Source organism: Paenibacillus sp. ALJ109b, assembly GCF_010747435.1.
GTDB lineage: Bacteria > Bacillota > Bacilli > Paenibacillales > Paenibacillaceae > Paenibacillus > Paenibacillus taichungensis.
Genome location: NZ_JAAIFP010000013.1, coordinates 54,020 through 79,859, shown reverse-complemented (window position 1 = coordinate 79,859; position 25,840 = coordinate 54,020). Strand labels below are relative to the sequence as shown.

Genomic DNA, 25,840 nt, shown 5'->3' with positions numbered 1-25,840 from the left:
CAACTGGGCATTCCTCATGTAAATAAATACGTAGCAAGGTGCCGTTATGTTTCAAAATCTTTCCTCATTTGTATCCTAGACCCGATAATGGTTATTTTCATCGCAATATAGTCCAGTTCCTGGAACATTCTCCAATTCGCTCTTATTCACAACAAAAAACCGCAAATCTCCGTTAAAGGAGACGTGCGGTTTTTTGTTGTGTTTTTATGTTTTATTTTTACAGAGAAGCCTTGTAGATGGATACAACATCTTCACGTTGCAATTTTTTGAAGTTACCAAATGGACCGAAGAGCATGGCTTTGTCAGCCATCACTTCGATTTGGCTGTCATCGATATCATAATCAGCAAGACGGTTAGGCGCACCAATGGATGTCCAGAATTTGCTCAACGCATCGATGCCTTCTTCAGCAATCTGTTTGTCCGATTTACCTTCAGGGTTAACTTCGAACACATTGATCGCCAGACGTTTGAAACGATCCACATTTACGTCCACATTATGCTTCATCCAGTGCGGGAACAGAATCGCCAGCCCTCCGCCATGCGGAATGTCATACACTGCGGATACCGCGTGTTCGATATTGTGAGTAGCCCAGTCACCAGCGAGACCCATGTTCAGTACGCCGTTCAATGCCATCGTTCCACAGTACAGAATCGTTTCACGCAGTTCATAGTTCTCCAGGTCTTCAACCAGACGAGGCGCTGCATCCATAACTGTGCGCAGAATCGTCTCACAGAATCCGAGTTGGACCGGTGTGTTGGCATCCAGATGGAAGTAATGCTCCAGTACGTGGGACATCATATCAACCATGCCATAAACCGTTTGGTCCAGAGGGACGGTATATGTATTTACTGGATCAAGGATCGAGAACGCAGGGAACGAATACGCGCTGCCCCAGCCCAACTTCTCCTGTGTATTCTGATTCGTAATAACCGAACCGGAGTTCATTTCCGAGCCAGTTGCAGCCATTGTCAGCACGGTACCGAGCGGAAGTGCATCCTGTGCAACGGCTTTGCGCTGAGCAAAGTCCCACATGTCACCGTCATACTTAGCACCTACGGCAATCGCTTTGGCACAGTCCAGTACACTGCCGCCGCCTACAGCGAGGACCAGGTCAATGTTGTTCGTTTTGCAAAGGTCTACCCCTTTGTGTACCGTCGAAAGACGTGGGTTCGGTTCTACACCAGCCAGCTCCGTAACCTCAGCTCCAACTTCCTTCAGAAAACCGATCACCTGATCGTACAAACCGCTGCGTTTGATACTGCCGCCACCATATACAAGCAGAACCCGTTTGCCGTATTTCGGCACTTCGGTTTTCAGTGCTTCCAGCTGACCTTTACCGAATATCAGTCGGGTTGGATTATAAAATTGAAAAGATCGCATATCTATGTCGCCTCCAATGGAGATTCATTTTTTAGTGCAACTCCCATTATAGTACCCCGATTATATAAAAACAAATCGATAGCCACTCACTTTATATCAATCCGTTAATTTGCAAATGGGCACGGAACATTTCGCTGGTAGAAGGCAGATTTTCCTGATCCACCCATGTCTCGGACGACCATAATCCCGCCTGTTTAAATGCTCTTGGACAATGAATGAAGCATTCTTCCACATCCACAATGACAGCCGCACCGATGGTTTTGCCGCTCCATCCGATACTCTCGATAAATTCTTCATCTTTGGTAATCGAAGCTGTTCCATTAATTCGCAGCACTTCGTTGAGACCCGGAATCAAAAAGATCATACCAACTCCGGGGTTGGATAAAATATTCAGCAATGAGTCGATTCGGCGATTGCCTGGACGTTCGGGATAGACAAGCCGATGTTGATCCAGTACCTTCACAAACCCTGGTCCGTCTCCCCGAGGGGATGCGTCACTCTTTCCTTCCCGATCAGAGGTGGAGAGGAAAAATATAGGCGACAGAGATACAAAGTTCTGAACATGTGAATCCACAAACGAAATCGCCTTGTTACGTACATGTTCGTGTGGTTCACCCACCATGCTTTGCAATTCCTCTGCACTCGTAATGATCGGTATGTTCAATGGCTGCTTTTCCAATTATTCATCCCCGTTTCTTTTGTGTCCTGACATTTCAGGATCTTTGTCTTCTCTTGGTTAATGAGACCCTTTCTCACATTATACAGTGAAGTCCCCTGCTTCTGCCACGACTATGCTCTGATTAGATCACAGATAAAAACCAGCCCTATTAAAGGGCTGGCTCTGTGTCGTGCATCGTATTATAAAATAAATTGAAGAGGGATGAAGGGAACTCAAAAGTGTACCCTGTCCACATCACCACGCTACTATTCGGTGTATCCCATGCTGGTCACGAAACGACGGAAGGCTTGACGTCCTGCCTCATCATATTTGTAAACACCTGCATGTTCCAGAATCTCGGCAAATTTCAAGCCTACTTCCTGTTGCACAAGCGCGACGGCTTGCTCCTTGTTCAGGTTTGGACCGAAACGTTCGATCAATTCTTCTGCCCAGCCCAGATGTTTGTTCAACACATGTTCGGAAGTTTTGGCCGCCTCAGCAAGTTTGGTATCCCCAGCGAGAATATCCGCGATGCTGTCCAGCTCTTCTTTCAAACGACCTGGCAGAATTGCAAGACCCATCACTTCGATGAGTCCAATGTTCTCCTTCTTCAGATGATGCATTTCACGGTGAGGGTGGAAAATCCCTTCGGGATGTTCATCATTCGTGCGATTGTTCCGCAGAACGAGGTCCATCTCATATCCACCGTCCGCACTGCGACGAACGATTGGAGTAACCGTATTGTGTGGAATCCGCTCTCCATCAACCTCACTGAATGCTTCGATCTCCACCGTAGAATCGCTGTATACCTTCCACGCTTCATAAACAGCGTTCCCCGCTTCGAGCAACTCGGCCGGATCCTGTGATGCCAGTCGCAATACGGACATTGGCCATTTCACAAGGCTAAGCGTAAGCCCTGGCGAACCAGCATGGCGGAATACTGCCTCTGGTTTCGCATTTTGAATGGCAAAGGTATGACGTCCACCCTGGAAATGGTCATGAGTCAGGATGGAACCGCCAACGATAGGCAGATCGGCATTGGAACCGATAAAGTAATGCGGATACTCCCCCACGAAAGCCAGCAGCCTGCGCAGCGTATCCTTGGTTAATTTCATCGGCACATGATCGTGATGGAAAATAATGCAGTGCTCGTTGTAGTAAACATATGGCGAGTATTGGAAGAACCATGGTTCGCCGTTCAATTCCAATGGAATGACACGCAGGTTTTGACGGGCCGGGTGGTTGACCCGACCCGCATAGCCCACATTTTCACGACAGAGTTGGCATTTCGGATATACCGGAGGCGGAAGCAGCTTGGCCATCGCGATTTCCTTCGGACTTTTCTCCGGCTTGGAGAGGTTGATCGTAATCTCCATGTCTCCATAAGCTGTATCCTGTGTCCAATACACATTCTTGGAGATGCGGTCCATCCGAATGTAATTGGAATGAATCGAAAGCTCATAAAATTGGGAGGTTGCCGCCTCGATGCCTTCGGTCTGCTCTGTATGACGGAATGCGCGCACCACTTCGGATGGACGGGCCATCAATTGACCCATAATTTTCGCATCGAGCAAATCACGGTACGTATCCGTATTTTCAGGTATAAGTCCGATCTCAAATCCATAATCAATCAGTGTATCCAGCAATGGTTGGGGTCCATCCAACACCGTCTCGTTTAATACTCCAGCATACGGCTCGGAGAACCCGAACTGTTCCAGCATCAGATTACGGCTGTAATCCCGATCCGCTTCTTCAATCAATTTGTTCTGCAAGGCAAATGCTACCAGACGTTCAATGGCATGCAGTGCTTCCTGCTGCTCCGGTGTCCGCTCTGTGGCGCCTGCTGCAATATGAGTCTGTGACATATCGATGTTCGCCTCCTAGTTTTTTCCGTAGCCGTCAGGGTGGGACTGATGCCAGCTCCAAGCACTTTGAATGACATCTTCAAGATTTGTCCATTTCGGATTCCAGCCCAGTACGGATCTTGCTTTGGCAGACGAGGCCACCAGTACAGCTGGATCACCTGCACGACGTGGTTCCTGAACAACCGGAATATCCAGTCCGGTTACTTTCATAGCCGTCTCAATAACCTGTTTAACAGAGAAGCCTTGACCGTTGCCCAGGTTGAACACGTTGCTGTTTTCCCCTTTACGGAGGTAATCTACGGCCCGCAGATGCGCATCCGCCAGATCACTTACGTGGATGTAATCACGTACACAGGTTCCGTCTTCTGTGGCGTAGTCGTCACCGAACACGGCGATGTGTGGACGTTGTTTCAATGCCGTTTGCAGTACGAGTGGAATAAGATGGCTCTCAGGCTGGTGATCTTCACCGATTTTGCCGCTATCATGGGCTCCGGCAGCATTGAAGTAACGCAGGGAGACATATTTGATCTCCTGTACTTTATCGAACCAGGACATCATGCGCTCCATCATCAGCTTGGTTTCACCATATACGTTCGTAGGCTCTGTGCGATCGCTCTCTTCAATCGGCACTTTCTCCGGCTCGCCATAAGTAGCAGCCGTGGAGGAGAAGACGATGCGACGTACATTCGCTGCATTCATCGCTTCCAGCAGGCACAATGTGCCAAACACGTTGTTGTCATAGTATTTCACGGGATCTTTCATGCTCTCGCCGACCAGTGAGTTAGCCGCAAAGTGGATGACAGCATCAATGGAATTCTCAGCGAACAGCTTCGCCAGAAGTTCCTTGTCACGCAGATCACCTTCATACAATTTTCCGCCCAGCAGAGCTTCACGATGCCCTGTCTGCAAGTTATCCAGTACAACTACCTCTTCGCCACGCTCCAACAAAGCCGCTACCGTATGAGAACCAATATACCCTGCTCCACCTGTCACCAAAATCGCCATCTTACTTCGCCTCCTTCAATTCTTTAACGCCGTCGCCTACTCCGCATACATAGAACTCGCCCTTGAGACTGGTACGTGCTTCATATGCCGCTCCAACTTCACTTACAAAACGATCTACATCGTCCTCATGCACAAGGGATACTGTACATCCGCCGAATCCTGCTCCGGTCATGCGTGCACCCAGAGTGCCTGGAATTCGTTGAGCTTCCTCTACCATCACGTCCAGCTCTTCGCAACTCACTTCATATAGATAACGAAGGGATTCATGAGAAGCATTCATCAGCTTGCCGAAGGATTCCAGATCGTTATCACGCAGTGCATCCACCGATGCAAGTACACGTGCATTCTCTTCCACGACGTGCTGGGCACGCTGTCTTACCTTCTCATCCTTGATGTGATCCTGCAGTGTAACGAATTGTTCAGGTGTAAGTTGCGCCAGATAGTTCAGTGCAGGCAATTGTTCTTTTAAAATGGCAAGTGCCTGCTCACATTGGGAGCGACGTTCGTTATAAGCCGAGTCCACCAACCCCCGACGTTTGTTCGTGTTACCAATGACCAGCTTGTAGGCGCCGGTACGGAATGGCACTTTTTCATATTCAAGGGTGTCACACATCAGCAGGATCGCATGATCCTCTGCTCCATTAGCTACAGCGAACTGATCCATGATGCCACAGTTGACGCCAACGAATTCGTTCTCTGCCTTTTGGGACAGCAGCGCCAGTTGAACCGTATCAATATCCTTAACACCTTCAAGTGACTGGATGGCATACCCAGTAAGTACCTCCAGCGATGCGGAAGAGGAAAGTCCTGCGCCGTTCGGAATTTCTCCATGATAGAGGAAGTCATAACCTTTGGTTACTTTTACGCCTTTGCCTTGTAGTTCAACCATGACGCCTACCGGGTAATCCGTCCATTCCCCTGTTTTCTCTTTGCCAATGGAGGACGTATCCAGCGTTCCTTCATAGGACATATTCGTGGAAGCCAACTGCAACTTGTTGTCCTCACGCTCACGGATAATCAAAGTGGTACCGAATTCAAGCGCTGCCGGAAGCACGTACCCCCCGTTATAGTCAATGTGCTCACCGATCAGATTCACCCGCCCAGGGGCATGGAATACACGGAGGTCCGCTCCACTCTCTCCGTACTTATCAATAAACTTTTGTTTCAATTCATTTATGTTCATTGCTGCTGCACCCCATCTCAATGTTGTTGGTTTTCTTAATGTTATTATACAAGAAGGCGGTTCCTCTTGAAATGAAACCATGTGTGTTCCATATGGATAAATGTGACCTTTCGACGTATAATGAATGGAACATCCAGGAAGGAAAGGAATGTCATCATGACTGAACAACGTAAGGAAGCTTCAAAAACGGGTGCAACGGGGGATCCGATAAAACAAATTCCGGAAACCTCTGGCAAAAGTGGAGCACTCAGCTACTCGGTTGCCTCCAATCCTGTTTATTATGAAAAAGGGGCATTGCATGTCCTCTTTGCAGGCGCAAGCCAGACCCTTCCCGGTCACGCCCTTGGACCGAAGCTATACGATTATTATCTATTGCATTATGTAGAAAAAGGAGCCGGTACATTTCGTACTGAACTACATACCTACGAACTATCCGCAGGAGATTGTTTCCTTATTCAACCAGGGCAGCTTGTAAGCTATCAATCCCATACACGACATCCCTGGCAATACCGCTGGATGGCCTTTACCGGCAGCCAGGCTGCGAAGCATATAGAGGAAGCAGGTTTCCTTCCGGAGAAATCCGTCTTTCATGCCGGTCCTTCCTGCGGTATTTCCGATTGGTTATCCGTGATGCAGACGGCTTTTGCCGAGCGGAAAGAAAGCTCTCATTTTACATCATTGGGTACGTTATATATGATTCTAGCCGAGGCACAAAATCACCTTTCTCAGGGTCAAACCTTAATTCCAGGTGAATCTTCCATACGAAGAACTGTAAAACAGATGATTCAATACATGTCTACTCAATATGCCTATCCTGTCTCGATTGAGCAAATGTCGGCCAGCCTTGGTTATAACCGTGCGTACCTGTCCCGCATTTTCAAACAGGAAACCGGGCTATCACCAGTGACCTACCTGCTTAAACTGCGGATCGATAAATCGCGCCAGCTGCTGCGGGAACGTCCTGACCTGTCCATCGAACAGGTATCGGCCTCCGTGGGCTTGCCAGATGCGCTGTATTTCTCCAAACAGTTCAAGCGATTCCATGGAGAAGCTCCTAGTCTGTACCGGGAGAACATCCTTAATAGGCCCTTGCATCAAGCGACACGCCAAGTACCACCGAACCAGCGGTAACCCTGTAATCAAAAGTAGGATCTCCTATCCCATAGGTCTGCATAATAAGGAACAAAAAAGGTGCATCCCGCCATTATGGCTAAGATGCACCTTTTGAACTTTATTTATGATCCGGTTCCGGACGGAGAATCGATTCAATACGCTCCAATTCCTCTGAGGAGAATTCCAACTGGCTTAGAGCAGCGACATTCTCTTCAATCTGCGAAGGACGACTTGCACCAATCAGTGCAGAAGTTACCTTGCCATCACGCAATACCCAAGCCAGAGCAAATTGGGCCAGACTCTGACCACGCGATGCTGCAATCTGGTTCAGAGCACGCACTTTGCGCAATGTCTCTGGCGAGATGTTGTTTTCATTCAAGAATACAGACGGGCCCTTGGCACGTGAATCTTCTGGAATGCCATTCAGATATTTATTGGTGAGCACGCCTTGTGCCAATGGACAAAAAGCGATGCTGCCTGTTCCATACTCATCAAGTACATCCTGCAGCCCATCCTCAATCCAACGATCCAGCATGGAATATTTGGGTTGATGAATTAACAGAGGTGTACCCAGGCCTTTGAGAATCTCGGCCGCCTGCTTCGTCTGTTCTGCAGGATAGTTGGAGATGCCGACATATAGTGCTTTGCCGGAACGAACAATATGGTCCAGCGCCATCATCGTTTCTTCCAGAGGTGTTTCGGGGTCATAACGATGAGAATAAAAGATGTCTACGTAATCGAGACCCATGCGCTTCAAGCTCTGATTGAGACTGGAAACCAGGTTTTTACGAGAACCCCACTCACCGTAAGGTCCAGGCCACATATAGTACCCGGCTTTGGTCGAGATGACGAGTTCATCTCGATATGGCTTCAGATCCTGCGCCAATACCTGACCAAATAACTGCTCTGCCGAACCTGCCGGCGGACCATAATTGTTGGCAAGATCAAAATGCGTAATGCCCAGATCAAACGAACGGGTGATCATATTTCGGCCGTTCTCCGCATTATTAATGCCACCAAAATTATGCCATAACCCAAGTGAAATCGCTGGCAGTTTCAAACCTGAACGTCCAACGCGGTTGTATTTCATTGTTTCGTAGCGTGCATCGCTGGCTACGTAGACCATCATGAATCCCTTCTTTCCCCAGGTTCCGCCTCTAGTACCCGGTCCGTATGCCGGAGAATGCGGTTATTCGGACATTGTTGACTTACGTTTAACCAAGAAGCTGGTCCACCTTATTCATTACCTCACCAATAGGGTCTGTAATCAGCAAATCAGCCTGCCTGTCGTAAGCCGTAGGTGTAGCGTTAAGCAAGACCGTATGTTTCCCTTGAAAGTACGTAATCAATTGTGCGGCAGGATACACCGTTAGTGAAGTTCCACCTACCAACAGCAAATCCGCCGAAGACAGTGCGTCAACCGAACGATATAATATCGTCTGGTCCAGCTCCTCTTCATACAGCACGACATCCGGCTTGATCACGCCACCACACGCAGTGCAACAAGGAACCGTATCTTTTGCCGTAATAATGTCATCCAACCCGTAAAACCTCTTGCAATCCATACAGGCGTTTCGATGGATCGAACCATGAAGCTCCAGGACATTGCTGCTGCCAGCCTTCTGGTGCAACCCGTCGATATTTTGTGTGATAACCGCCTGAAGTTTTCCTTCCTGCTCCAATCTGGCGAGCAGTCGATGGCAGCCGTTGGGCATCGCATCGGGATGTAGCATTTTACCTCGATAAAAATCATAAAAAATATCAGCATGCTGGTCAAAAAAATGTCGGCTCAGCAGCTCTTCCGGTGGATAGGGTGAATGCTGCTCTGTCTGGTATAAGCCAGCGGCAGAGCGGAAGTCGGGAATCCCGCTTTCCGTTGAAGTTCCGGCCCCTCCGAAAAAAACAATATTTGAACTTTCCTTAATCCAGGCAGCCAGTTGTTCTGTTGCGTTCATCCTCTCTCCTCCTTTACGAGATCACCCCTGTGAGGAACGTTCAGAGATGATTTTTAACTCATCATAATTTTGGATAATGACATCGGCGTCATATAAATAATGGCTTCCCTCAACTTCTGGACAGAAGCCAATCCTACAGGACATTCCTGCTTTACGTCCCATCTGCATATCTCCATTGCTGTCACCGATCACAACAGCCTCTTCAGGAAGAATATGTAATTCCCGGCAAGCCAGAACCGCAGCCTCTCCATCCGGTTTGCCCCGAGTCACCCGGTCACTGCCAACAATCGATGTAAAATATGACCGGATTCCCATCCACTCCAGATGTTCCTCGGCAGCAGCTGTGCTGTCCGAAGTGACCACTGCCATCGGAATCGATGCTTCCTGGCAGCTCTGCAAAAATGCATTTAATCCAGGTAGTGGTTCGGCCATTTTTCTCTGCCGTACCTCATCCATGGCGACACTGGAAAAATGACGGATCGTAGTGATTGCTTCGTTCCACGGCATGCCTGCGGCATACAACTGCCCAGCAAGCAAACCGTTGCTCTCGTCCACCGTGGCAATAGCTAATGGCCCTTGAAGATCATATCCGATCAGCTGACCTTCGCGATTGCGGACCGTACCGAGAACTTGCTCACGCTCCACCGTGAACGAGGCACCAAGCTCTGACAGCTGTGATTCCAACTGATTCAGCAAAGACTCCGCCCACGGCCCCCATAGCTGTAAGAAATCCAGCAGCGTACCATCCTTATCAAAAAGAATGCCTCGGCAGGTAACTTGCTTACCACGGATTTGAAGCATAGACATACGTATCACCTCCAGTTTCCGTCTGCTATGGATTAGTCTCTCTCACCGTTGAACTTGCAGATTACTTGATTGTATCCAGCCAGCCTACAGTCGTTTTAACCGTTTGAGATAGTTGTTCCTCTTCACTGACCCCAGCTTCCCCGTCACCACTCTGGTGGCCATAGTCACCGAACTGCGAATGGTTACCACCTTCAATGGTGTAATACACCGTATCTTCTGGCAAATATGACCGACCATTCTGATACTTTGTGGCATTCACCACTTCATCATTAGTACCCAATATGGATAACGCGGGTATCCCCAGTGACTTCACACTGCCTTTTTCATCCGGATAAGATGCTAGGAAAAAGATGCCCTGAAGTGCATCTGGATGGGAAGCCGCATAACGCGCCGCCATCGATCCGCCAAGAGAATGCCCTCCAATAACAAATTGTTCATCCGGATAGGCTTTAATAATATCATCTGCGAGATTCTGCTTGATTACCGCCAGATTAACCGGCATTTTCGCAATAATAGTATGATGTCCTGCTGCCGCAAGTTCATGGGCAAGAGGTGCATAACTTTCCGGTTTAACCAATCCACCTGGATAAAAAATAACACTCACCCCAACAGATTTGTCCGGCACAAAATTAATCCAGTTGTCTTTTTCAGTTACAGTCACCTGATTTGCAGTTTCCATGGCTGTCTGAGCCATCTCCTGTGGTCCATAAGGCGTAAACAGCTTCCAGGCCACAAACCCACACCCAATGACAATGAGCGCCAGAAGAACGAGCAGGAATTTCCCGATGCCCCTCTTCTTGCGCCCTGTACTATATCGGTTTCTCAACGTTCATCACCTTTCTGCACTTCCGCAGGTGCCGCGGCTTGCAGAACGGGAGCCTTCATTCCTGAGGCTCCCCTTCTCCATCATTCATCGCTATTCAGCCTTGGCCTTGCGGTAAGCATCCATATATTGTTCCGCTTTGCGGCGAACATGACTCAAGTCCCCCGTCTTCACTGCTTCCGCTGTAAGGTCCGAGCCAATACCTACAGCAACAGCGCCTCCCTTAATCCAGTCACCTAGATTGGACAAGGACACCCCACCAGTCGGCATAAAATTCGCTTGTGGCATAGGTCCCTTCATCGTTTTGATAATGGACGGATCGTAGAGATTACCCGGGAACAACTTCACAATATCCACGCCAAGTTCCAATGCACGTTGTACATCCGCAATGGTCATCACCCCTGGAAGAATCGGAATCCGGTACAGGTTGCAGATTTTTACAGTGTCCGGGTTCAGGGAAGGACCCACAACGAACTCAGCCCCTGACATAATCGCAGCACGCGCTGTCTGTGGTTCAAGCACTGTTCCAGCTCCAATAATGGCAAATTTCTCTGGATCTTGTGTGTTCCAATGGTATACACGGCTTAATTTCTCGATGGCTTTGAGGGCACTAGGCACCGTCATCGTAATCTCGATAATCTTGATGCCACCCGCGATGGCTTGTTCGGCCATGGCGATAACTTGATCAGCAGAATCTGCACGCAGAACCGCAACAACCCCACTGTCCGTTATTTTTTGTAGCAGCTGAAGCTTCTTCATTTCATTCTCTCCCTTGTCAATGTGGTTGTCTATTACAAGCCTTACATTAATGAACGAAGATGAGACATATATGATATCAGCAGCGACTAGCGCTCAACATGAGCTACATTGTTCAGCTTGGCCTCGACCTGCTCCCACGTCGGGAGCGCCTCCCAATCGCCAACAGCCTGTATTACCATGGAACCGGTCAAATTCCCGAGACGGGTCGCCTCCTGCGGAGAATATCCTTTAATAAGGCCGGACAAAAAGCCCGCACAGAATCCATCTCCTGCCCCAACCGTATCCAGGACATGATCTGCCTTGAAGTACGGAACTTCCGTTAGGGTACCATTCACCAATACGTAGGTCAAATCAGGGCCGCCCTTCACGATACAGACTGCGTTCATGGCGGACAAACGCTCAAGTACTTTTTGATCATCCTCTTCGTTATACAGAAGTTTCATCTCGTCCAGACCCGGCAAGAAATAATCCGCTTGCTCAGCCAGACGAAGCAGTACGGGACGCGCCTCTTCAGCTAACCACAGTTTAAGACGCAGATTCGGATCAAAACTCACTTTCACACCAGCCTGCTTAGCTATATGTATAGCAGCTTCAACAGTAGCAAGTCCCGACGCGCTTATTGCTGCGGTGATGCCTGTAACGTGAAGGATTTGCGCACCCGCGATATAATCCGTGTCCAGATCTTCAGGGGTGATTGCACTTGCAGCGGATAGCTTCCTATAATAGTGCACCGAGGCTTTCCCGGAAGCGTTCTCACGAATCATCAAACCGGTGGGCTCTTTGTCGCTCATCCTTGCTCTGGATACATCTACACCTTCACCACGAATAGCCTTCAAGATCATGTTACCGATCGGATCATTACCTAGGCGGCCAAACCAGCCGCTGGTATGCCCTAGTCGGGATACACCAATCGCCAGATTACTCTCTGCGCCTCCAAATGATTTATCTAATGTCGCTGCATATTCGAGACCTCTTGTATCCTTTGCTGTCAGCAAACCCATGCTTTCGCCAAACGTAACAATTTCCGGGCTAGGGCGGGTATTCGTCGACATGAATTCTCCCCTCCTTATATTTACAATTTCTCATCTTCTTTCCCCATTGTCAGCCTCTATGCAACCGTTGTCAATCCCGGAGCGTTCATTTTGTTGTCACAGCTTTGAGAAAGGATAGCGCTTTCTCATGTGAAATATATCACAATTAATGTTACACATCCATATTACCCTTATTACAGAACAAGATTGCAATCGCCAAGGGTTATCAGGGGGGCTACAACATGAACAAACCAACCATCATTCACGACGATCAGGATTCCTTTTTTTACAACTTGCGCTTTATGCTCATTGTCTGTGTACTAGCGGGCAATGCTCTTGAACCAATCATTACACGTTTTGCAGGAGCAGAAGCTCTGTTTCTGTGGATATATACGTTTCACATGCCGCTGTTTGTATGGGTAACCGGCTACTTCGCCAGACATTCACTCAATGGTACATCTGGCCGCAATGTGCTTAAGCAGATTGCATTACAGTACCTTCTGTTTCAGTCTCTGTATGCAGTAATGGATTTCACCGTATTCCACACACCGCATATGCGTTTGTCTTTCTTTGCACCTTATCTATTGCTCTGGTTTCTGGCAAGTCATTTCTGCTGGCGGCTGTTGCTTCGTCTTACACTCTCTTGGAAACCGATCTATAGATTACTCGGTGCCGTGACACTGGGAGTATGTGCCGGATATTTACCCATTGACGGTTTCTGGCTGAGCTTCAGCCGAACGTTTGTATTTCTTCCCTTCTTTGTTATTGGGTATGACTACGGAGCGTCCATCCGCTCCCATTTGCGATCCGGCTGGGGCCAAAGAATTGCAGCTACGTTATCTGCTGCTCTTCTTGGTTGGATTGGACTCGGAGGGCTCAACATTTCACCAGGCTGGTTACTGGGAAGCATGACTTACGCAGAGCTTGGACATTATGAGTGGTTTGCAGGAATTTACCGACTCGGAATCTATGCACTTGAGATTGGATCAGGAGCATTATTTCTCGCATGGGTCCCTTCATTAACATCCAGATTGACTGATTTGGGACGACGCACTCTGTATGTGTTCCTTTTACATGGATTTCTCGTTCGCTTGGCGGTCTGGTCCGGGGTTTACAACTATATGGAGACCAGCTTGTACATTCCGGTAATTGTCTCCATTGCGTTACTGTTCGCTATAACGCTGGCCCACCCAGCCGTCCGTCATGCCTTTCGGCCTCTCATTGAGCCCGATATTTCCCGCTTTCACTTCAATCGTCAGGGGGTATTAAAACGTTCAGCATCCTGGTTTAGATGAACTGAAATCCTGCTTCTGTTCCTCAAAATCGACTTGTTTCAGGCTGGAAATTATGTGGTAAGTAGGAATACGCGCTACAACAATCTACTTATGATATAAGGAGTGATTTGTAATGGCACGTCCACAGACGTCTGAACACAAAATGAGTCGCGAGGAAGCGGGTAGATTAGGTGGCAAGGCCACATCCAAAAAACATGATCGGAGCTTCTACCAAATGATAGGTAAAAAAGGTGGAGAAGCGACTTCAGATGCGCATGATTCTCAGTTCTATAAGGAAATTGGACGCAAAGGTGGAGAAGCAACTTCCGAAACTCATAATAAAGAATTCTATCGGGAGATTGGTCGCAAAGGCGGGAGCAGTTAACCGATCCCCATGGGTAAGGTAAAAGATAACCTGAGGAAGTGCATCAAATCAAGAAAGCTTCATTCCACTAATGGATTGAAGCTTCTTTCTATTGAATTGTAGAAATATGACGACGGTTGTGATAGACTCTATAGAAAAACCGGGTTGTTCACGGGTTTAAAGCAGCAAAGAACTTCACAAACTACGGGAAGCTCGAAACCAGTATCACTGGTCTATTTTTTTAGAGTACGGATGAAATTAAACGACAGATGCACTGCCATTTATATTTCCATTCATGTTGCTCAATATTATAAATTTGGGGGGAAATACACCATGTCAGCCAAGAAGATGCGTTCCGATATGATCAAAAAAGGTTTTGACCGTGCACCGCACCGCAGTTTGCTCCGCGCAGCGGGCGTTAAAGAAGAGGACTTTGGCAAACCATTTATTGCCGTTTGTAACTCTTACATCGATATCGTGCCCGGCCATGTCCACCTGCAGGAATTCGGTAAAATTGTAAAGGAAGCTATTCGTGAAGCCGGTGGCGTTCCATTCGAATTCAACACCATCGGAGTTGACGACGGAATCGCCATGGGACACATTGGTATGCGTTACTCGCTGCCAAGCCGTGACATTATCGCGGATTCCGTAGAAACCGTTGTATCTGCACACTGGTTCGACGGCATGGTATGTATCCCGAACTGTGACAAAATCACACCAGGCATGATGATGGGCGCACTCCGCTGTAATATTCCTACCGTGTTTGTCAGCGGCGGTCCAATGAAGGCAGGTCGTGACAGCAATGGTAAAGCTCTGTCCTTGACTTCCGTATTTGAAGGCGTAGGTGCTTATCAAGCTGGTAAAATTGATGATAAGAGCTTGCTTGAACTTGAACAGTTCGGCTGTCCAACATGTGGATCATGCTCCGGTATGTTCACTGCGAACTCCATGAACTGTCTGGCTGAAGCGATGGGACTGGCTATGCCAGGTAACGGAACCATCCTAGCTGTTGCTCCTGAGCGTCGTGAGTTTGTTAAACAATCCGCTAAACAACTGATGGAACTCATCAAAATGGATCTGAAACCACGCGATATCGTTACTGTAGAAGCCATCGACAACGCTTTTGCACTGGATATGGCTATGGGTGGTTCCACGAACACGGTACTTCATACATTGGCACTGGCTCATGAAGCAGGCATCGAGTATCCAATCGAGCGAATCAATGAAGTTGCTAATCGCGTTCCTCACTTGGCAAAATTGGCACCTGCTTCCGATCTTCACATCGAAGACGTTCATAATGCGGGTGGCGTAAGTGCAGTTCTGAACGAGTTGCTCAAGAAACCAGGTGCAATTCATGGCGACTGTATCACGGTAACAGGTAAAACGATCCGTGAGAACGTTGAAGGACAAGAAATCCAGGATACCAATGTTATCCACCACCTGGATAATCCGCATTCCGAAAAAGGCGGCTTGGCTGTATTGTTTGGTAACCTTGCACCACAAGGCGCCATCATCAAGGTTGGTGCTGTTGACGCTTCGGTTGGCGGATATCACAAAGGTCCTGCTATTTGCTTCGACTCCCAAGAACAAGCACTCGAAGGTATTGCAAACGGCAAAGTAAAAGAAGGACATGTTGTTGTTATCCGTTATGAAGGACCAAAAGGTGGACCAGGTATGCCTGAGATGCTCGCTCCTACTTCCCAGATCGTAGGTATGGGCCTTGGTGCCAAAGTAGGTCTGATCACCGACGGACGCTTCTCTGGCGCATCCCGCGGAATCAGTATCGGACATATCTCTCCGGAAGCTGCTGAAGGCGGTCCAATCGCTTTTGTTGAAGAAGGAGACATCATTGAACTTGATCTGAACAACCGCATCATCGAATTGCATATCAGTGACGAAGAATTCGAACGTCGTCGCGCAGGTTGGAAAGGCTTTGAACCGAAAGTAAAAACCGGTTACCTCGCTCGTTATTCCAAACTGGTAACGAATGCAAGCAACGGTGGCGTACTCAGTATCTAATTCAAGTAATATCCGGTGAATTTCGTTTATCGGAAACATAAATAAAGGGTTGCTCTTCAGCCGACTTCGGCGAAGGGCAACCCTTTTCTTTATTCATTTCGCAATCAGTTTCGTTCAGGTACAAGATCCTGTTCAGGAACCAACAATTCCTCTGAGGACTGTTCCGCTGTCGCTGCTACCAGAGCGTGCTGACCATATCGATCCAGCAGCACATCAAGCGGCATGGCAATCATTTTTGGAACCAATTGTTCGGAACGCTGTTTCAGACGTTTCGTTCCAGCCGGATGAATGACGCTTAACAGAAGTTTCAGATACACTTTTGATGCAGAACTGAACGGCCCAGGTGCCAACTCCCGAACCGTAAACCCGAATTTCTCCGGTCCCCGGTTAATCATACTCACACCATATAGAGCCTTGGCTGAACGAAGTTCAGGTTCAAGTGCGACCTGCCGGGCCAAATCAGGAAGTTGCTGTTCCATGGCCCGAATCATGCGAATGGCCAGATGCATACTTGAGCGTGAAGTCATACCTAGATCGAAAAGCTTTTTATTATCAAAATGAAGTTCAATAACCGGATCTCCGTTACGAATCACATGACCGTCATTCATTTCAACCAATGCTCCATGATATACGCGGGAGCGGTAGTGTAACAATGGGTCCTCCGGCGATGCTGTATGCAAATGGTATACCCAATGAAACAACTTCTCCCAGCCTAGCCATAACGCAACAACCATACGTTTCCAAGGTGATAAATGTGTTTGTGGTTGACCTGTACTTTTAGATTCGCTCACCGTAACGCCTCCCATCAACGTATCGATGCGTACACTGTGCAACTGCTGCCTGTTAGCTTCCTGCAATACGACTTCGAGCGCCTGGAGCATCTGCTCCGGCGCGTGTGCATCAGCGCCGAGGGTAGTCCCTCGATCATGCAGTAACATGACCTCTCCGCCCCTTAGCTCCTTCAACATTCGTTCCGTCAATTTCTCAACGCCCACACTGCTTCTCCAGTCCTCAAACATGGACGACCACAGAATAATACGGCGATCTTTTTTACTGAAAAAATCAAACAGATTCATAATGCCCCATGGTGGACGATAATAACAAGTTCTTACCCCCGTTACCCCTTGAATAATCTGACCTGTTCGTTGTATCTGATCTCGAACCGTACGCGGCCGCATCAACCAATTCGTTTTATGAATATAATTATGAATTCCGAGAAGATGACCTTCCTCATGTATACGCTGAATAAGCTCGGGATGACGGGCTGCATGCTCGCCGACTACAAAAAACGTTGCCTTTGCTTCATACTGACGTAGTAAATCAAGCAATCTGGGTGTGTATTCCGGGTCCGGCCCATCATCAAAGGTTAAGGAAAACTCCGTCTCACTTCTCCCGCGCCTAAACACACGAAAACCGAAAAGTCTGCTAACTAAACTCGGAATAAAGGCGTAAAACGATGAAATGTACAATAACCACAGTAATATGCTCTGAAGTAAATTTGTCATGCTACAAACTCCCCGCTTCTCTTGCTGAATTACCGTGCCATAATATAGCACTAACCAAAATAAACCGCCTTTAATTTTATCATAATTCAGCCTTTTCTTGAATCCTCTTTTCCCAAAAAGATAGCTATCGTGTACAATAAATGCATCCTAATTTTTACCTTAATGACGTATAAAGGAGCCCTGCCCATGCTGCCGCTTTACAAAAAATACGGGCGCACCGTCTTTGACATTGCGCTGCTAGTATTAACCGTGTACTTTATCATGTACGGTTTCAGTCGATTATATCAATTGGCTGCGCCAGTTTTTCTTTCATTTATAGTGTATTGGATGATTGAACCCCTGGCAAGATTTCTGCATCGCAAAGGATTGCCCAAAACCTTAGGCGCCGCCATTTCGGTCTTGTTGTTTCTTGCGGTTATTGTTGCTGCCTTTTTTGGATTGGGATTAATTATCGTATCTCAAATTTCTAATTTGCAAGATAATTTTCCTTATTATATCGAGATGGTCCAGCGTGAATTCACCAATCTGGTTTATTTCATTCAGGACAAGTCCGATGCTTTACCTGACGGAATAACCGATAAGGTTAATGACTATTTTGCTACACTGACCGGATTTCTGTCCAAATGGGTAACCAGCGGTGCGCAATTCGTCATTGGTTTTCTCAGTTCATTTTCTTCCTTTATTACTAATTTCGGGATTGCCATCATTCTCGCGTTCTTTCTCAGCATTGAGATTGAATCCTGGCGGAAATTTGCCCGGGCCAAAACACCAAAAACGTTGAAGCTGGCTCTTGAATTTATGCGTAATCATGTGTTCAAGACGATTCGTTCGTATTTGAAGGCCCAGATGATTATGATGCTGATTACTTTTGTATTGATTTATGCAGGCTTGTTGATTCTTGGAACTGCCAATGCCTTCACCATCGCAGCCATCTGCGCCGTTTTTGACCTTGTGCCTTTGCTGGGTGTTCCAGTTATATTCATTCCGTGGATTGTGTATCTGTTCATTGTGGGGAATAGCAGCCTTGCGATTGGCCTAATTGTAGTTCTTGCTGTAACCATGCTGACACGCCAACTGCTGGAGCCCAAAATATCGGGTAATTCAATCGGAGTCTCTTCCGCTTACTTGATGCTTTCTTTTATGCTGATCTCGCTCTCCGTCTTTGGCCTAGCCGGTGTGGTATTGTCTCCGGTGCTGCTGATTCTGCTCAAAGAACTACTGCAACAAGGATATCTCCAGCAATGGATTCACTTGCCGAAGGATGAATTCGAATCTTCCCCATTAGTGATGGACACACAGGGCAGCACCACGCCTGGTATGAATGATGAGCCTTCGGTGCAAGAACCTGCTCCTCCCGGTAATCATGAGGATTCAGCCAAATAGTCCATCACTTTTCTGAACATTGCTGTTGCTTGATGACGGCTGCTTGGAGCAACGTTTTGGACAAGGACAGCTACAGCATATTTGGGTTGTTCCGTAGGCCCATACCCGATAAACCATTGATGGTTACGTTTCTCTCCACGCTGCTGTACCTGTGCTGTGCCTGACTTCCCTGCCACCTGCCACCGTGCATGTTGCAGGGATTTTCCCGTTCCGTCACTAACAACCTTCTTCATCCAGGATAACAGCTGATGCGCTGTAGCTGGAGAGATCCATCCTGCTGAAGATGGGGAATCATGTATCGGCATATCCAGCATCGTATCGCCATCGGCATATCGGATACGCTGAACGAGGCGTGGAGCGCTGACCTGGCCATCATGCAAGAGCGTGACGATCAGATTGGCCGCTTGTAATGGAGTAACTAGAACATCCCGCTGACCGATAGCCGTCTGTACCTTGGCTCCTTCATCCTGAGGAGAGACGGATGGCAGTCTCACTCTTCCTGCTTCCTCGTGATCAAAATGATGCAGTACCGACATACCTGCGACCTGCTTTCCCTCCCAGCCAACTGGACGTGCCAATCCTAAAGCATCCGCCGTACGTTCCAACTGCTCCATACTTAACCGACGAGCAGTTTCAGCAAAAACAATATTGCAGGACTCGGCAAACCCTTGCTCCAGATTCAATGTCCCATGTCCATGCTCCTTCCAGCAGGACAGACCATATTTCCCCCACTCACCATCACAATGGAAAGTCTCCCCTTTGGATACAGCGTGATATTCCAACGCTGCCGCTGCTGTAACGATTTTGAATATGGAACCCGGTACAGCCCCCTGCACGGCACGATTTGACCAAGCCGTTTGTTTGGGGTCCACATGCTGAGGATCATAGAACGGCGCAGAAACCATTGCACGTACGTCTGCATTGGCTGCATCCAGCACAACGATAGCCCCTTCCTTCATTCCGGACTTCTTCACAATCTGCTCTATCCCTTGCTGCATATTGATATTGATCGTCGTCTCTGCATGCAATGGATAGTGTGTATTGGAGGGGGCAATCACGCGTGGCTGGATATCCGGAATAACTTCTCCTGAACCTGTAACCATGCGTGTTAACAGGGTAGGCCCAATGCCCATCAATAAAGGCTCCATTATTCTTTCCAGCCCAGCTGCTCCAGATTTCATGGCAAAAGGCTGCTTCACCTCATTCTTATGACGCGACTGTGGGTTCGGGAATCCAGGCTGTTCAGCAAGATAACCCAACCATTGCATGCCCGTAGCGGCTTGTCCATAACGTGTCATCATAGGATATACACTCGCTCCGTCTGCCTTCAATTCACGTAATCGGGCAACCTGAGAATCGGTCAACGTACTCGGCTGATTGGCACCTGCTGTCCAGAAATGAGGTGCGTTCCCTTGATTCCATTCCGTTTGTAACGACTTCACATCAGTATGTAAGAGAGCCGCCAATTCCTTAACTTCCGAATTTGCCATTGTGGATGGATATGAATGACTTGTTTGATCTGAATGCGGAAAAAGGACCAAGCCCCATTCCAGCTTGCCTGTTAGGGGCTGACCCTTATAATCGGTAAACTGGCCTCGTCCCGTATCCAGTACCACTCCTCGCTCTCGCTGCAATACGGACATTTCACGAACGGTACGTTGGAATCCTGGCATCGTGCGGTTGATTTGAATGCCCTGAACCCAAGCCAAACGAATCATAAGCAAAATAAATAAGCCCGTAAGAAGAATACATGTAATATAAATGCGCCGCTTCAGTTGTACATGCATCAAGCCACCCCGTTCAGCGTTTTGGCATAGTATTCTTCATTTGGAATGGAATTATCCGGTAACAACAAGAAAACCTGTCCCTTATTAGGGACAGGCATCTCGAATGAAGCAAACAGGTTCGAATTAGACTGTAAAGCGAGACAATGTATCTTTCAATTCTGTCGATACATTCTCCAGTTTTGCTGACAAATTCACCAGTTGGTTGCTGATATTTTGTTGTTCACTGCTCAAGGAGGCAACTTCCTGGGACGTTGCAGAAGATTGTTCAGCTACAGCGCTGACATTACTCATCGCTTCGGATAACGTACCTTGAGATTGATTCAAATCTCCGATTGAACCAGTGACCATGCTCAGACTCTCAACAAAAGCACCCATTTGTTGCTGTACTGAAGCAAATATTACATTGGTATCTTTTACGGCATCCATCTGTTCTTTGAATAATGGATAAGCTGCAGACAATTGATCCACGGTCTCATTCATTTCGGTCATAATCTTGTCTGTAATGTCGCCAACCATATCAATGGACTGTCTGGATTGTTCAGCCAACTGACGAACCTCATTTGCTACCACCATGAATCCGCGTCCAGCTGTACCGGCACGAGCGGCTTCAATTGTTGCATTCAAGGAGAGAATATTCGTTTGTTTGGTAATATTCTGCATGACATCAAGCACCTTCAGAACAGAGGACGTGCTCTCTTTCAAGGAATCCACCTTGTTTACCAACGCACCAATCATTTCTTCTGTCTTCTGCGTTTTGGTCATCAACTGGTTCAGATGCTGTGTACCTGTCTGACTGGATTTCTCTACATGACGGGCTGAATCACCCATTTGTTCATTCGCGGCGACCACACTCTCCATCTGACGGGAGATATTGTCGGTCAATTCGTTTCCACGCTCCGCTTCTGTTGCCAGACTGCTTGCTCCACCTGCAATTTCTTCAGTGGCTACGGCAATCTCGGAAGCCGAGACTGCTGTTTTCTTGGATGCACTGCTCAGCTCAGAAGCGGTATCCAATACTTCCTGAGCAGAACGGTTGGTTTGCTCCACGAGTTTCGTAATTTGCTCCATCATCAGATTGAATGCAGCCGATAATTGGCCAATTTCATCCTGGGAGCTATAAGGTGTGCGCACCTTGAGGTTCCCTTTTGCACCTTCTTGCATCAGATCTTTCAATTTGCCCATTGGGCGGGCAATCATGCGAACCATCCAAATACCGATCAGTATCGCAATAACGGCATCAATCAATGCCATCCACAAAGTCAGTGTAAGAATGCCCTTGGCATCTTTCACCAGGATCGAAGTTGGAACCATCCCGATCAGTTTCCAATCGGATGTATCCATGGTGCTGTATGACGCCAGCATATTGGTTGAATTTCCATCCACCGTATACTCCGTATTCGTGCTGCCGGATTTCTCTTTCAATTCTTTTATGAAAGCCAAATCCGTATCTTTCCCTGTACGATCAGCAATCGTTGAAGCTACAACCTTGTTGTCCGGAGCAATGAGCTGGAGGACTGCGCCTTCACCCAAGTCAAGTGATTTCAATTGCTGCTCCAGAACCTCCAATTTCAATTCAATGATTAACACATAGGACTGGGTTGTCCCTTGCAGGTTCTTCATTGAACGGGCAATTCGGAACGTTGATGTGCTGCCATCCTCTTTGACTTCCGTTGGAAGCCAGCGATATCCACCTGCTTGGACCAACTCGTCGTACCAACTCTCATTCCGGATGTCGCCCATGGAAGAACTGCTGTTACCTGTGCCCATGGTAGATCTTGTTTCGTCTGTAGGCACAAGATAAATCGCTTCCATAGATTTATTCGTAAAAGCAATATTCGATAATTGTTTATTGATAGAGCTTGAATTCACAAACGTATCATAAGCCGACAAATTCTTATCAGACATCTTTTGAAGCAAGGACTGCATTTCCGGATCGAAGAAAATTTGTGTGGATGTATCTACAAACCGCTCTAGAATAATGTCCATTTTTTGTTTGGTTTGTTCAATCGTTTCCTGATTTGATCGGGATGCATTCTTCTCAATCGTATCTTTGGCTTTAGCATAGGATAATAGACCTAAACCAATAACAAAAAACATGATTCCTACAAAAAAGACCAAAAACAGCTTAACGCCTACCGATTTAACGGGATTAGCCTTCTTAATCTGTGTAAACGTGGTTCCCCCAACATCTTTCCAGTTTTGATTCTTCAACTGGTTTTTGGTCTTGTTCCACCCCGACTTCAGCTTACCTGAGTTCAATGTAAAAGACTTTTTGCCTGAGGCATCCCCTGTCTTACTTTTAACACCTTTTTCTTTCTTCACTTTCTGAACCTTCTCGGGCTTAACCTTCTCGGGTATTGTCAACTCTTCCCCACTGTCCTTCTGCTTCTTTTGAACCAATCCCATTCACCTGCCAGTAATTTACTTGTTGGATTTTTCTTTCTCTCCCCTATAAATATGTAGTATTCGACAGCTTTCTCCTTTCCCCTTTCGTTTTTTCGAAATTTATTACAACTTTTTTCCTATTTTTCTATAAAAAAAAGACCCTCATATACCGATATACGGAGGTCGAATTTGTAAATTTTATAACACTATTTTGTTAAAACATAATATTATTTTGTTAAAAACTAGGCATTTGAACCTACTTCTTTTTTCTCATCATATCAAAGTAGGAAACAGGTTGATCCACCTTCATTTTTACACGCTGTAACGGGTGACGGGCTGCATCGATTACGTTGCCTTCTTCATCCTGCAATTCCCCAACCACTTGTTTGAAAAAGTGGCCTCCCGGACCGAAAAATTCGATCTCCTGTCCGGGTTTGAAATGATTGCGCTGTTGAATGGTCGCCATTCCTGTAGCCGCATCATAGTCCATAACCAATCCAGCAAAGTCGAAAGGTACTGCTTTTTCTTCCGGTTCATAGATGTGATCCTCATGATCTGGTGTATCATAGAAAAATCCGGTATTCAGTGGACGATTCGCTGCCTTGTTCATTTCCTCTACCCACTCAGGCTTCAATACATAATTCTCCGGGTCAGCCATATAAGAATCAATAGCCTGACGATATACGTTAACCACGGTAGCCACATAGTGAATCGACTTCATGCGGCCTTCGATTTTGAAGCTATCGACACCAACATCAATCAGCTCAGGAATATGCCCTATCATGCACAGATCCTTCGAACCCATGGAAAAAGAATTGTCCTTTTCCTTGAATAGGGGCAACTGGTTCTCTCCCAATTTGAATGGTGCAGGTGCCTGCTTTTGCATTTCTTCTTCGCTGACCCACACGGTATCTTCCCGGGCATCTTCAAACAGATCATACTTCCAGCGGCAGGATTGGCAGCAGCCACCCCGGTTGGAGTCACGATCCGTAAAATGGTTGGACAACACACAACGTCCGGAATATGACGAGCACATCGCTCCATGAATAAAGGCTTCGATCTCGATATCCACATTGGCCTTGATTTCTTCAATCTCCTCAAAGCTTGTCTCACGACCAAGAACGACGCGTGGAAGACCTTCACCCTTCCAGAACTTCACAGCTTGCCAGTTCAGAGTGGATTGTTGTGTACTCAAATGCACTTCCAGACCCGGTACTGCACGCTGAGCCACTTCAATAATTGCTGGATCTGCTACGATAATAGCTGCAATTCCTGCATCATACAAGTTTTGCAAATACGCTTGAATACCTTCGATATCTTCATTATGCGCATAAATATTGGTCGCCACGAAAACTTTGGCTCCATATTTTTTGGCGAATTCCACACCCTCGCGCATTTCTTCAAAGCTAAAGTTATCCGCGTTGGAACGCAATCCGTATGCCTGTCCACCGATATACACAGCATCTGCACCATAATGGATTGCAAATTTAAGTTTTTCCAGATTGCCCGCCGGAGCAAGCAGCTCCGGTTTGTCCAGACGGTTACGTTTACCCGAGAACTTCCGCTGTACCGCCACTGTTTCCATGTTGTTCACCTCGTCTATTAATACACCTGTTCTTTATAGAAAAATCCAAACGACAATTCCCGTTCAGGGTCCTGCAATTGACGAACCTCGTCCAGCCATTCTTCACAAAATGCATAAGCATCGGCATCAGTCGCATAATTATCCAGAGCTATACGGTATGCACGTACAACAGCTTCGTTATACGCAAGTGGTTTTAACATGCCTTCGATTTTAAAGCTGTGTACCCCGGCCTCCATCAACAGATGAAGATCTTCGAGAATACAGATATCCTCGGAGCTCATAATGTGAGTTCCGTTCACATCTTCATAGATCGGGAACTTCTCATCCCGACGTTCAGCCTCGATCAGAAATAAACCACGCTCTTTACCCAAATGCCCTTCTACAGGACGCCCCTGATGGGACATATAACTTTGCACCAGACTCCGTTTGGAATGATAAATGTTCGTCATGCCATGCACTTGAACCTGGGCTTCTACCTTCAGAAATGGAACCATTTCCGTCAGCTCGTCCATATTCAACTCCCGAGCAAGCACAACACGACTCGCCCCTTTGGTTCCCCAGTAGTTGGCTGTTGCATAGTTGGTCGATGTCATCTCAGCGTTCCAGTGCAGCTGGATATGAGGAGCATGCTCCTTAATAGCGGCGAGCACAGATGGGTCGTTGAACTCCACCCCATGAACACCGATTTTAGCCAGTGCTTGAACGTATTCAGGTAATTCCTTTAGCAACTCGTTGGACATCAGATTGTTCATGGACACGTATACACGAGCCTGATGTTTCGCTGCAACGGCAACGACCTCTGCTGTTTCTTCCACACTGAAGCTGCCGGGAAGACGCATGCCGAAGCGATCATCCCCAATTAACAAAGCATCTGCTCCTGCTTGGAGCAGCACCTCTGCCTCTTTCACATTTGCCGCCGTAACGAGCAGTTCATGTTTCGTACTCATATACATCCCCT

General features: G+C 47.3%; 20 protein-coding genes and 1 pseudogene. 5 read left to right on the top strand and 16 right to left on the bottom strand.

The features are described 5' to 3' along the window. Window positions 1–217 precede the first annotated feature (217 nt). The 5 genes from G3352_RS14920 to G3352_RS14900 all read right to left on the bottom strand — a co-directional run bounded on the left by G3352_RS14920 (window position 218) and on the right by G3352_RS14900 (window position 6,092). Window positions 218–1,381 (bottom strand): iron-containing alcohol dehydrogenase, encoded by a 1,164-nt coding sequence (locus G3352_RS14920; protein ID WP_163757561.1) that lies wholly within the window; start codon window positions 1,379–1,381, stop codon window positions 218–220. A gap of 91 nt (window positions 1,382–1,472) precedes the next feature. Next, window positions 1,473–2,060 (bottom strand): MSMEG_1061 family FMN-dependent PPOX-type flavoprotein, encoded by a 588-nt coding sequence (locus G3352_RS14915; RefSeq protein WP_275898430.1) that lies wholly within the window; start codon window positions 2,058–2,060, stop codon window positions 1,473–1,475. Between the two features lie 245 nt (window positions 2,061–2,305). Beyond that, complete coding sequence (locus G3352_RS14910) at window positions 2,306–3,904, bottom strand: UDP-glucose--hexose-1-phosphate uridylyltransferase (protein ID WP_163757559.1); 1,599 nt, start codon at window positions 3,902–3,904, stop codon at window positions 2,306–2,308. A 15-nt stretch (window positions 3,905–3,919) separates the two neighbouring features. Further along, on the bottom strand, window positions 3,920–4,909 hold the full coding sequence (gene galE / locus G3352_RS14905) for a UDP-glucose 4-epimerase GalE (RefSeq protein ID WP_163757557.1): 990 nt from the start codon (window positions 4,907–4,909) through the stop codon (window positions 3,920–3,922). Window position 4,910: 1 nt separating this feature from the next. Beyond that, a complete protein-coding gene (locus tag G3352_RS14900) occupies window positions 4,911–6,092 on the bottom strand; it encodes a galactokinase (RefSeq protein WP_163757555.1) in 1,182 nt (393 codons plus the stop codon). Window positions 6,093–6,248: 156 nt separating this feature from the next. Here G3352_RS14900 and G3352_RS14895 point away from each other — a divergent pair, with 156 nt between their 5' ends. Further along, window positions 6,249–7,223 carry an AraC family transcriptional regulator gene (locus G3352_RS14895; protein ID WP_240343086.1) on the top strand — a complete coding sequence of 325 codons (975 nt, stop codon included), beginning with the start codon at window positions 6,249–6,251 and terminating at the stop codon, window positions 7,221–7,223. A 100-nt stretch (window positions 7,224–7,323) separates the two neighbouring features. Here G3352_RS14895 and mgrA read toward each other — a convergent pair whose 3' ends face one another. The 6 genes from mgrA to G3352_RS14865 form a co-directional block, all read right to left on the bottom strand. After that, window positions 7,324–8,331 (bottom strand): L-glyceraldehyde 3-phosphate reductase, encoded by a 1,008-nt coding sequence (gene mgrA, locus G3352_RS14890; protein ID WP_063566864.1) that lies wholly within the window; start codon window positions 8,329–8,331, stop codon window positions 7,324–7,326. Window positions 8,332–8,419: 88 nt separating this feature from the next. Next, window positions 8,420–9,160 (bottom strand): NAD-dependent protein deacylase, encoded by a 741-nt coding sequence (locus G3352_RS14885; RefSeq protein WP_163757553.1) that lies wholly within the window; start codon window positions 9,158–9,160, stop codon window positions 8,420–8,422. Between the two features lie 21 nt (window positions 9,161–9,181). Beyond that, window positions 9,182–9,967, bottom strand: a complete 786-nt coding sequence (locus G3352_RS14880) for an HAD family hydrolase (protein ID WP_163757551.1) — start codon at window positions 9,965–9,967, stop codon at window positions 9,182–9,184. Window positions 9,968–10,028: 61 nt separating this feature from the next. Further along, entirely contained in the window at window positions 10,029–10,793 is a 765-nt protein-coding gene (locus tag G3352_RS14875) for an alpha/beta fold hydrolase (protein ID WP_163757549.1), read from the bottom strand. Between the two features lie 90 nt (window positions 10,794–10,883). Next, on the bottom strand, window positions 10,884–11,549 hold the full coding sequence (locus G3352_RS14870) for a bifunctional 2-keto-4-hydroxyglutarate aldolase/2-keto-3-deoxy-6-phosphogluconate aldolase (protein WP_063566860.1): 666 nt from the start codon (window positions 11,547–11,549) through the stop codon (window positions 10,884–10,886). 86 nt (window positions 11,550–11,635) lie between these two features. Further along, the gene (locus G3352_RS14865) at window positions 11,636–12,601 is read right to left on the bottom strand and encodes a sugar kinase (protein ID WP_163757547.1); all 966 of its coding nucleotides are present in this window, start codon (window positions 12,599–12,601) and stop codon (window positions 11,636–11,638) included. A 221-nt stretch (window positions 12,602–12,822) separates the two neighbouring features. Between G3352_RS14865 and G3352_RS14860 the strand changes: the two genes are divergently transcribed. The 3 genes and pseudogenes from G3352_RS14860 to ilvD all read left to right on the top strand — a co-directional run bounded on the left by G3352_RS14860 (window position 12,823) and on the right by ilvD (window position 16,237). Further along, complete coding sequence (locus tag G3352_RS14860) at window positions 12,823–13,875, top strand: acyltransferase family protein (protein WP_163757545.1); 1,053 nt, start codon at window positions 12,823–12,825, stop codon at window positions 13,873–13,875. A gap of 112 nt (window positions 13,876–13,987) precedes the next feature. Continuing rightward, window positions 13,988–14,236: pseudogene (locus tag G3352_RS14855) on the top strand (KGG domain-containing protein); the annotation flags it as partial. A 315-nt stretch (window positions 14,237–14,551) separates the two neighbouring features. Beyond that, complete coding sequence (gene ilvD, locus G3352_RS14850) at window positions 14,552–16,237, top strand: dihydroxy-acid dehydratase (protein ID WP_090903949.1); 1,686 nt, start codon at window positions 14,552–14,554, stop codon at window positions 16,235–16,237. A 104-nt stretch (window positions 16,238–16,341) separates the two neighbouring features. On the opposite strand, the gene G3352_RS14845 is transcribed toward ilvD, so the two are convergent. Further along, window positions 16,342–17,742, bottom strand: a complete 1,401-nt coding sequence (locus G3352_RS14845) for a polysaccharide deacetylase family protein (RefSeq protein ID WP_163757543.1) — start codon at window positions 17,740–17,742, stop codon at window positions 16,342–16,344. 186 nt (window positions 17,743–17,928) lie between these two features. On the opposite strand from G3352_RS14845, the gene G3352_RS14840 reads away from it, so the two are divergent. Beyond that, window positions 17,929–19,125, top strand: a complete 1,197-nt coding sequence (locus G3352_RS14840; protein ID WP_163757541.1) for an AI-2E family transporter — start codon at window positions 17,929–17,931, stop codon at window positions 19,123–19,125. On the opposite strand, the gene G3352_RS14835 is transcribed toward G3352_RS14840, so the two are convergent. The 4 genes from G3352_RS14835 to G3352_RS14820 all read right to left on the bottom strand — a co-directional run bounded on the left by G3352_RS14835 (window position 19,104) and on the right by G3352_RS14820 (window position 25,829). Next, the gene (locus G3352_RS14835) at window positions 19,104–20,912 is read right to left on the bottom strand and encodes a peptidoglycan D,D-transpeptidase FtsI family protein (protein WP_163757539.1); all 1,809 of its coding nucleotides are present in this window, start codon (window positions 20,910–20,912) and stop codon (window positions 19,104–19,106) included. The two genes, G3352_RS14840 and G3352_RS14835, sit on opposite strands and share 22 nt — an antisense overlap. 123 nt (window positions 20,913–21,035) lie before the next feature. Continuing rightward, the gene (locus G3352_RS14830; protein ID WP_240343085.1) at window positions 21,036–23,318 is read right to left on the bottom strand and encodes a methyl-accepting chemotaxis protein; all 2,283 of its coding nucleotides are present in this window, start codon (window positions 23,316–23,318) and stop codon (window positions 21,036–21,038) included. A gap of 235 nt (window positions 23,319–23,553) precedes the next feature. Continuing rightward, window positions 23,554–24,882, bottom strand: coding sequence for a peptidase U32 family protein (locus tag G3352_RS14825; RefSeq protein WP_163757537.1), 1,329 nt, complete (start codon window positions 24,880–24,882; stop codon window positions 23,554–23,556). Window positions 24,883–24,899: 17 nt separating this feature from the next. Then, window positions 24,900–25,829: a peptidase U32 family protein gene (locus G3352_RS14820; protein WP_163757535.1), complete on the bottom strand. Its 930-nt coding sequence runs from the start codon at window positions 25,827–25,829 to the stop codon at window positions 24,900–24,902. Window positions 25,830–25,840 lie beyond the last annotated feature (11 nt).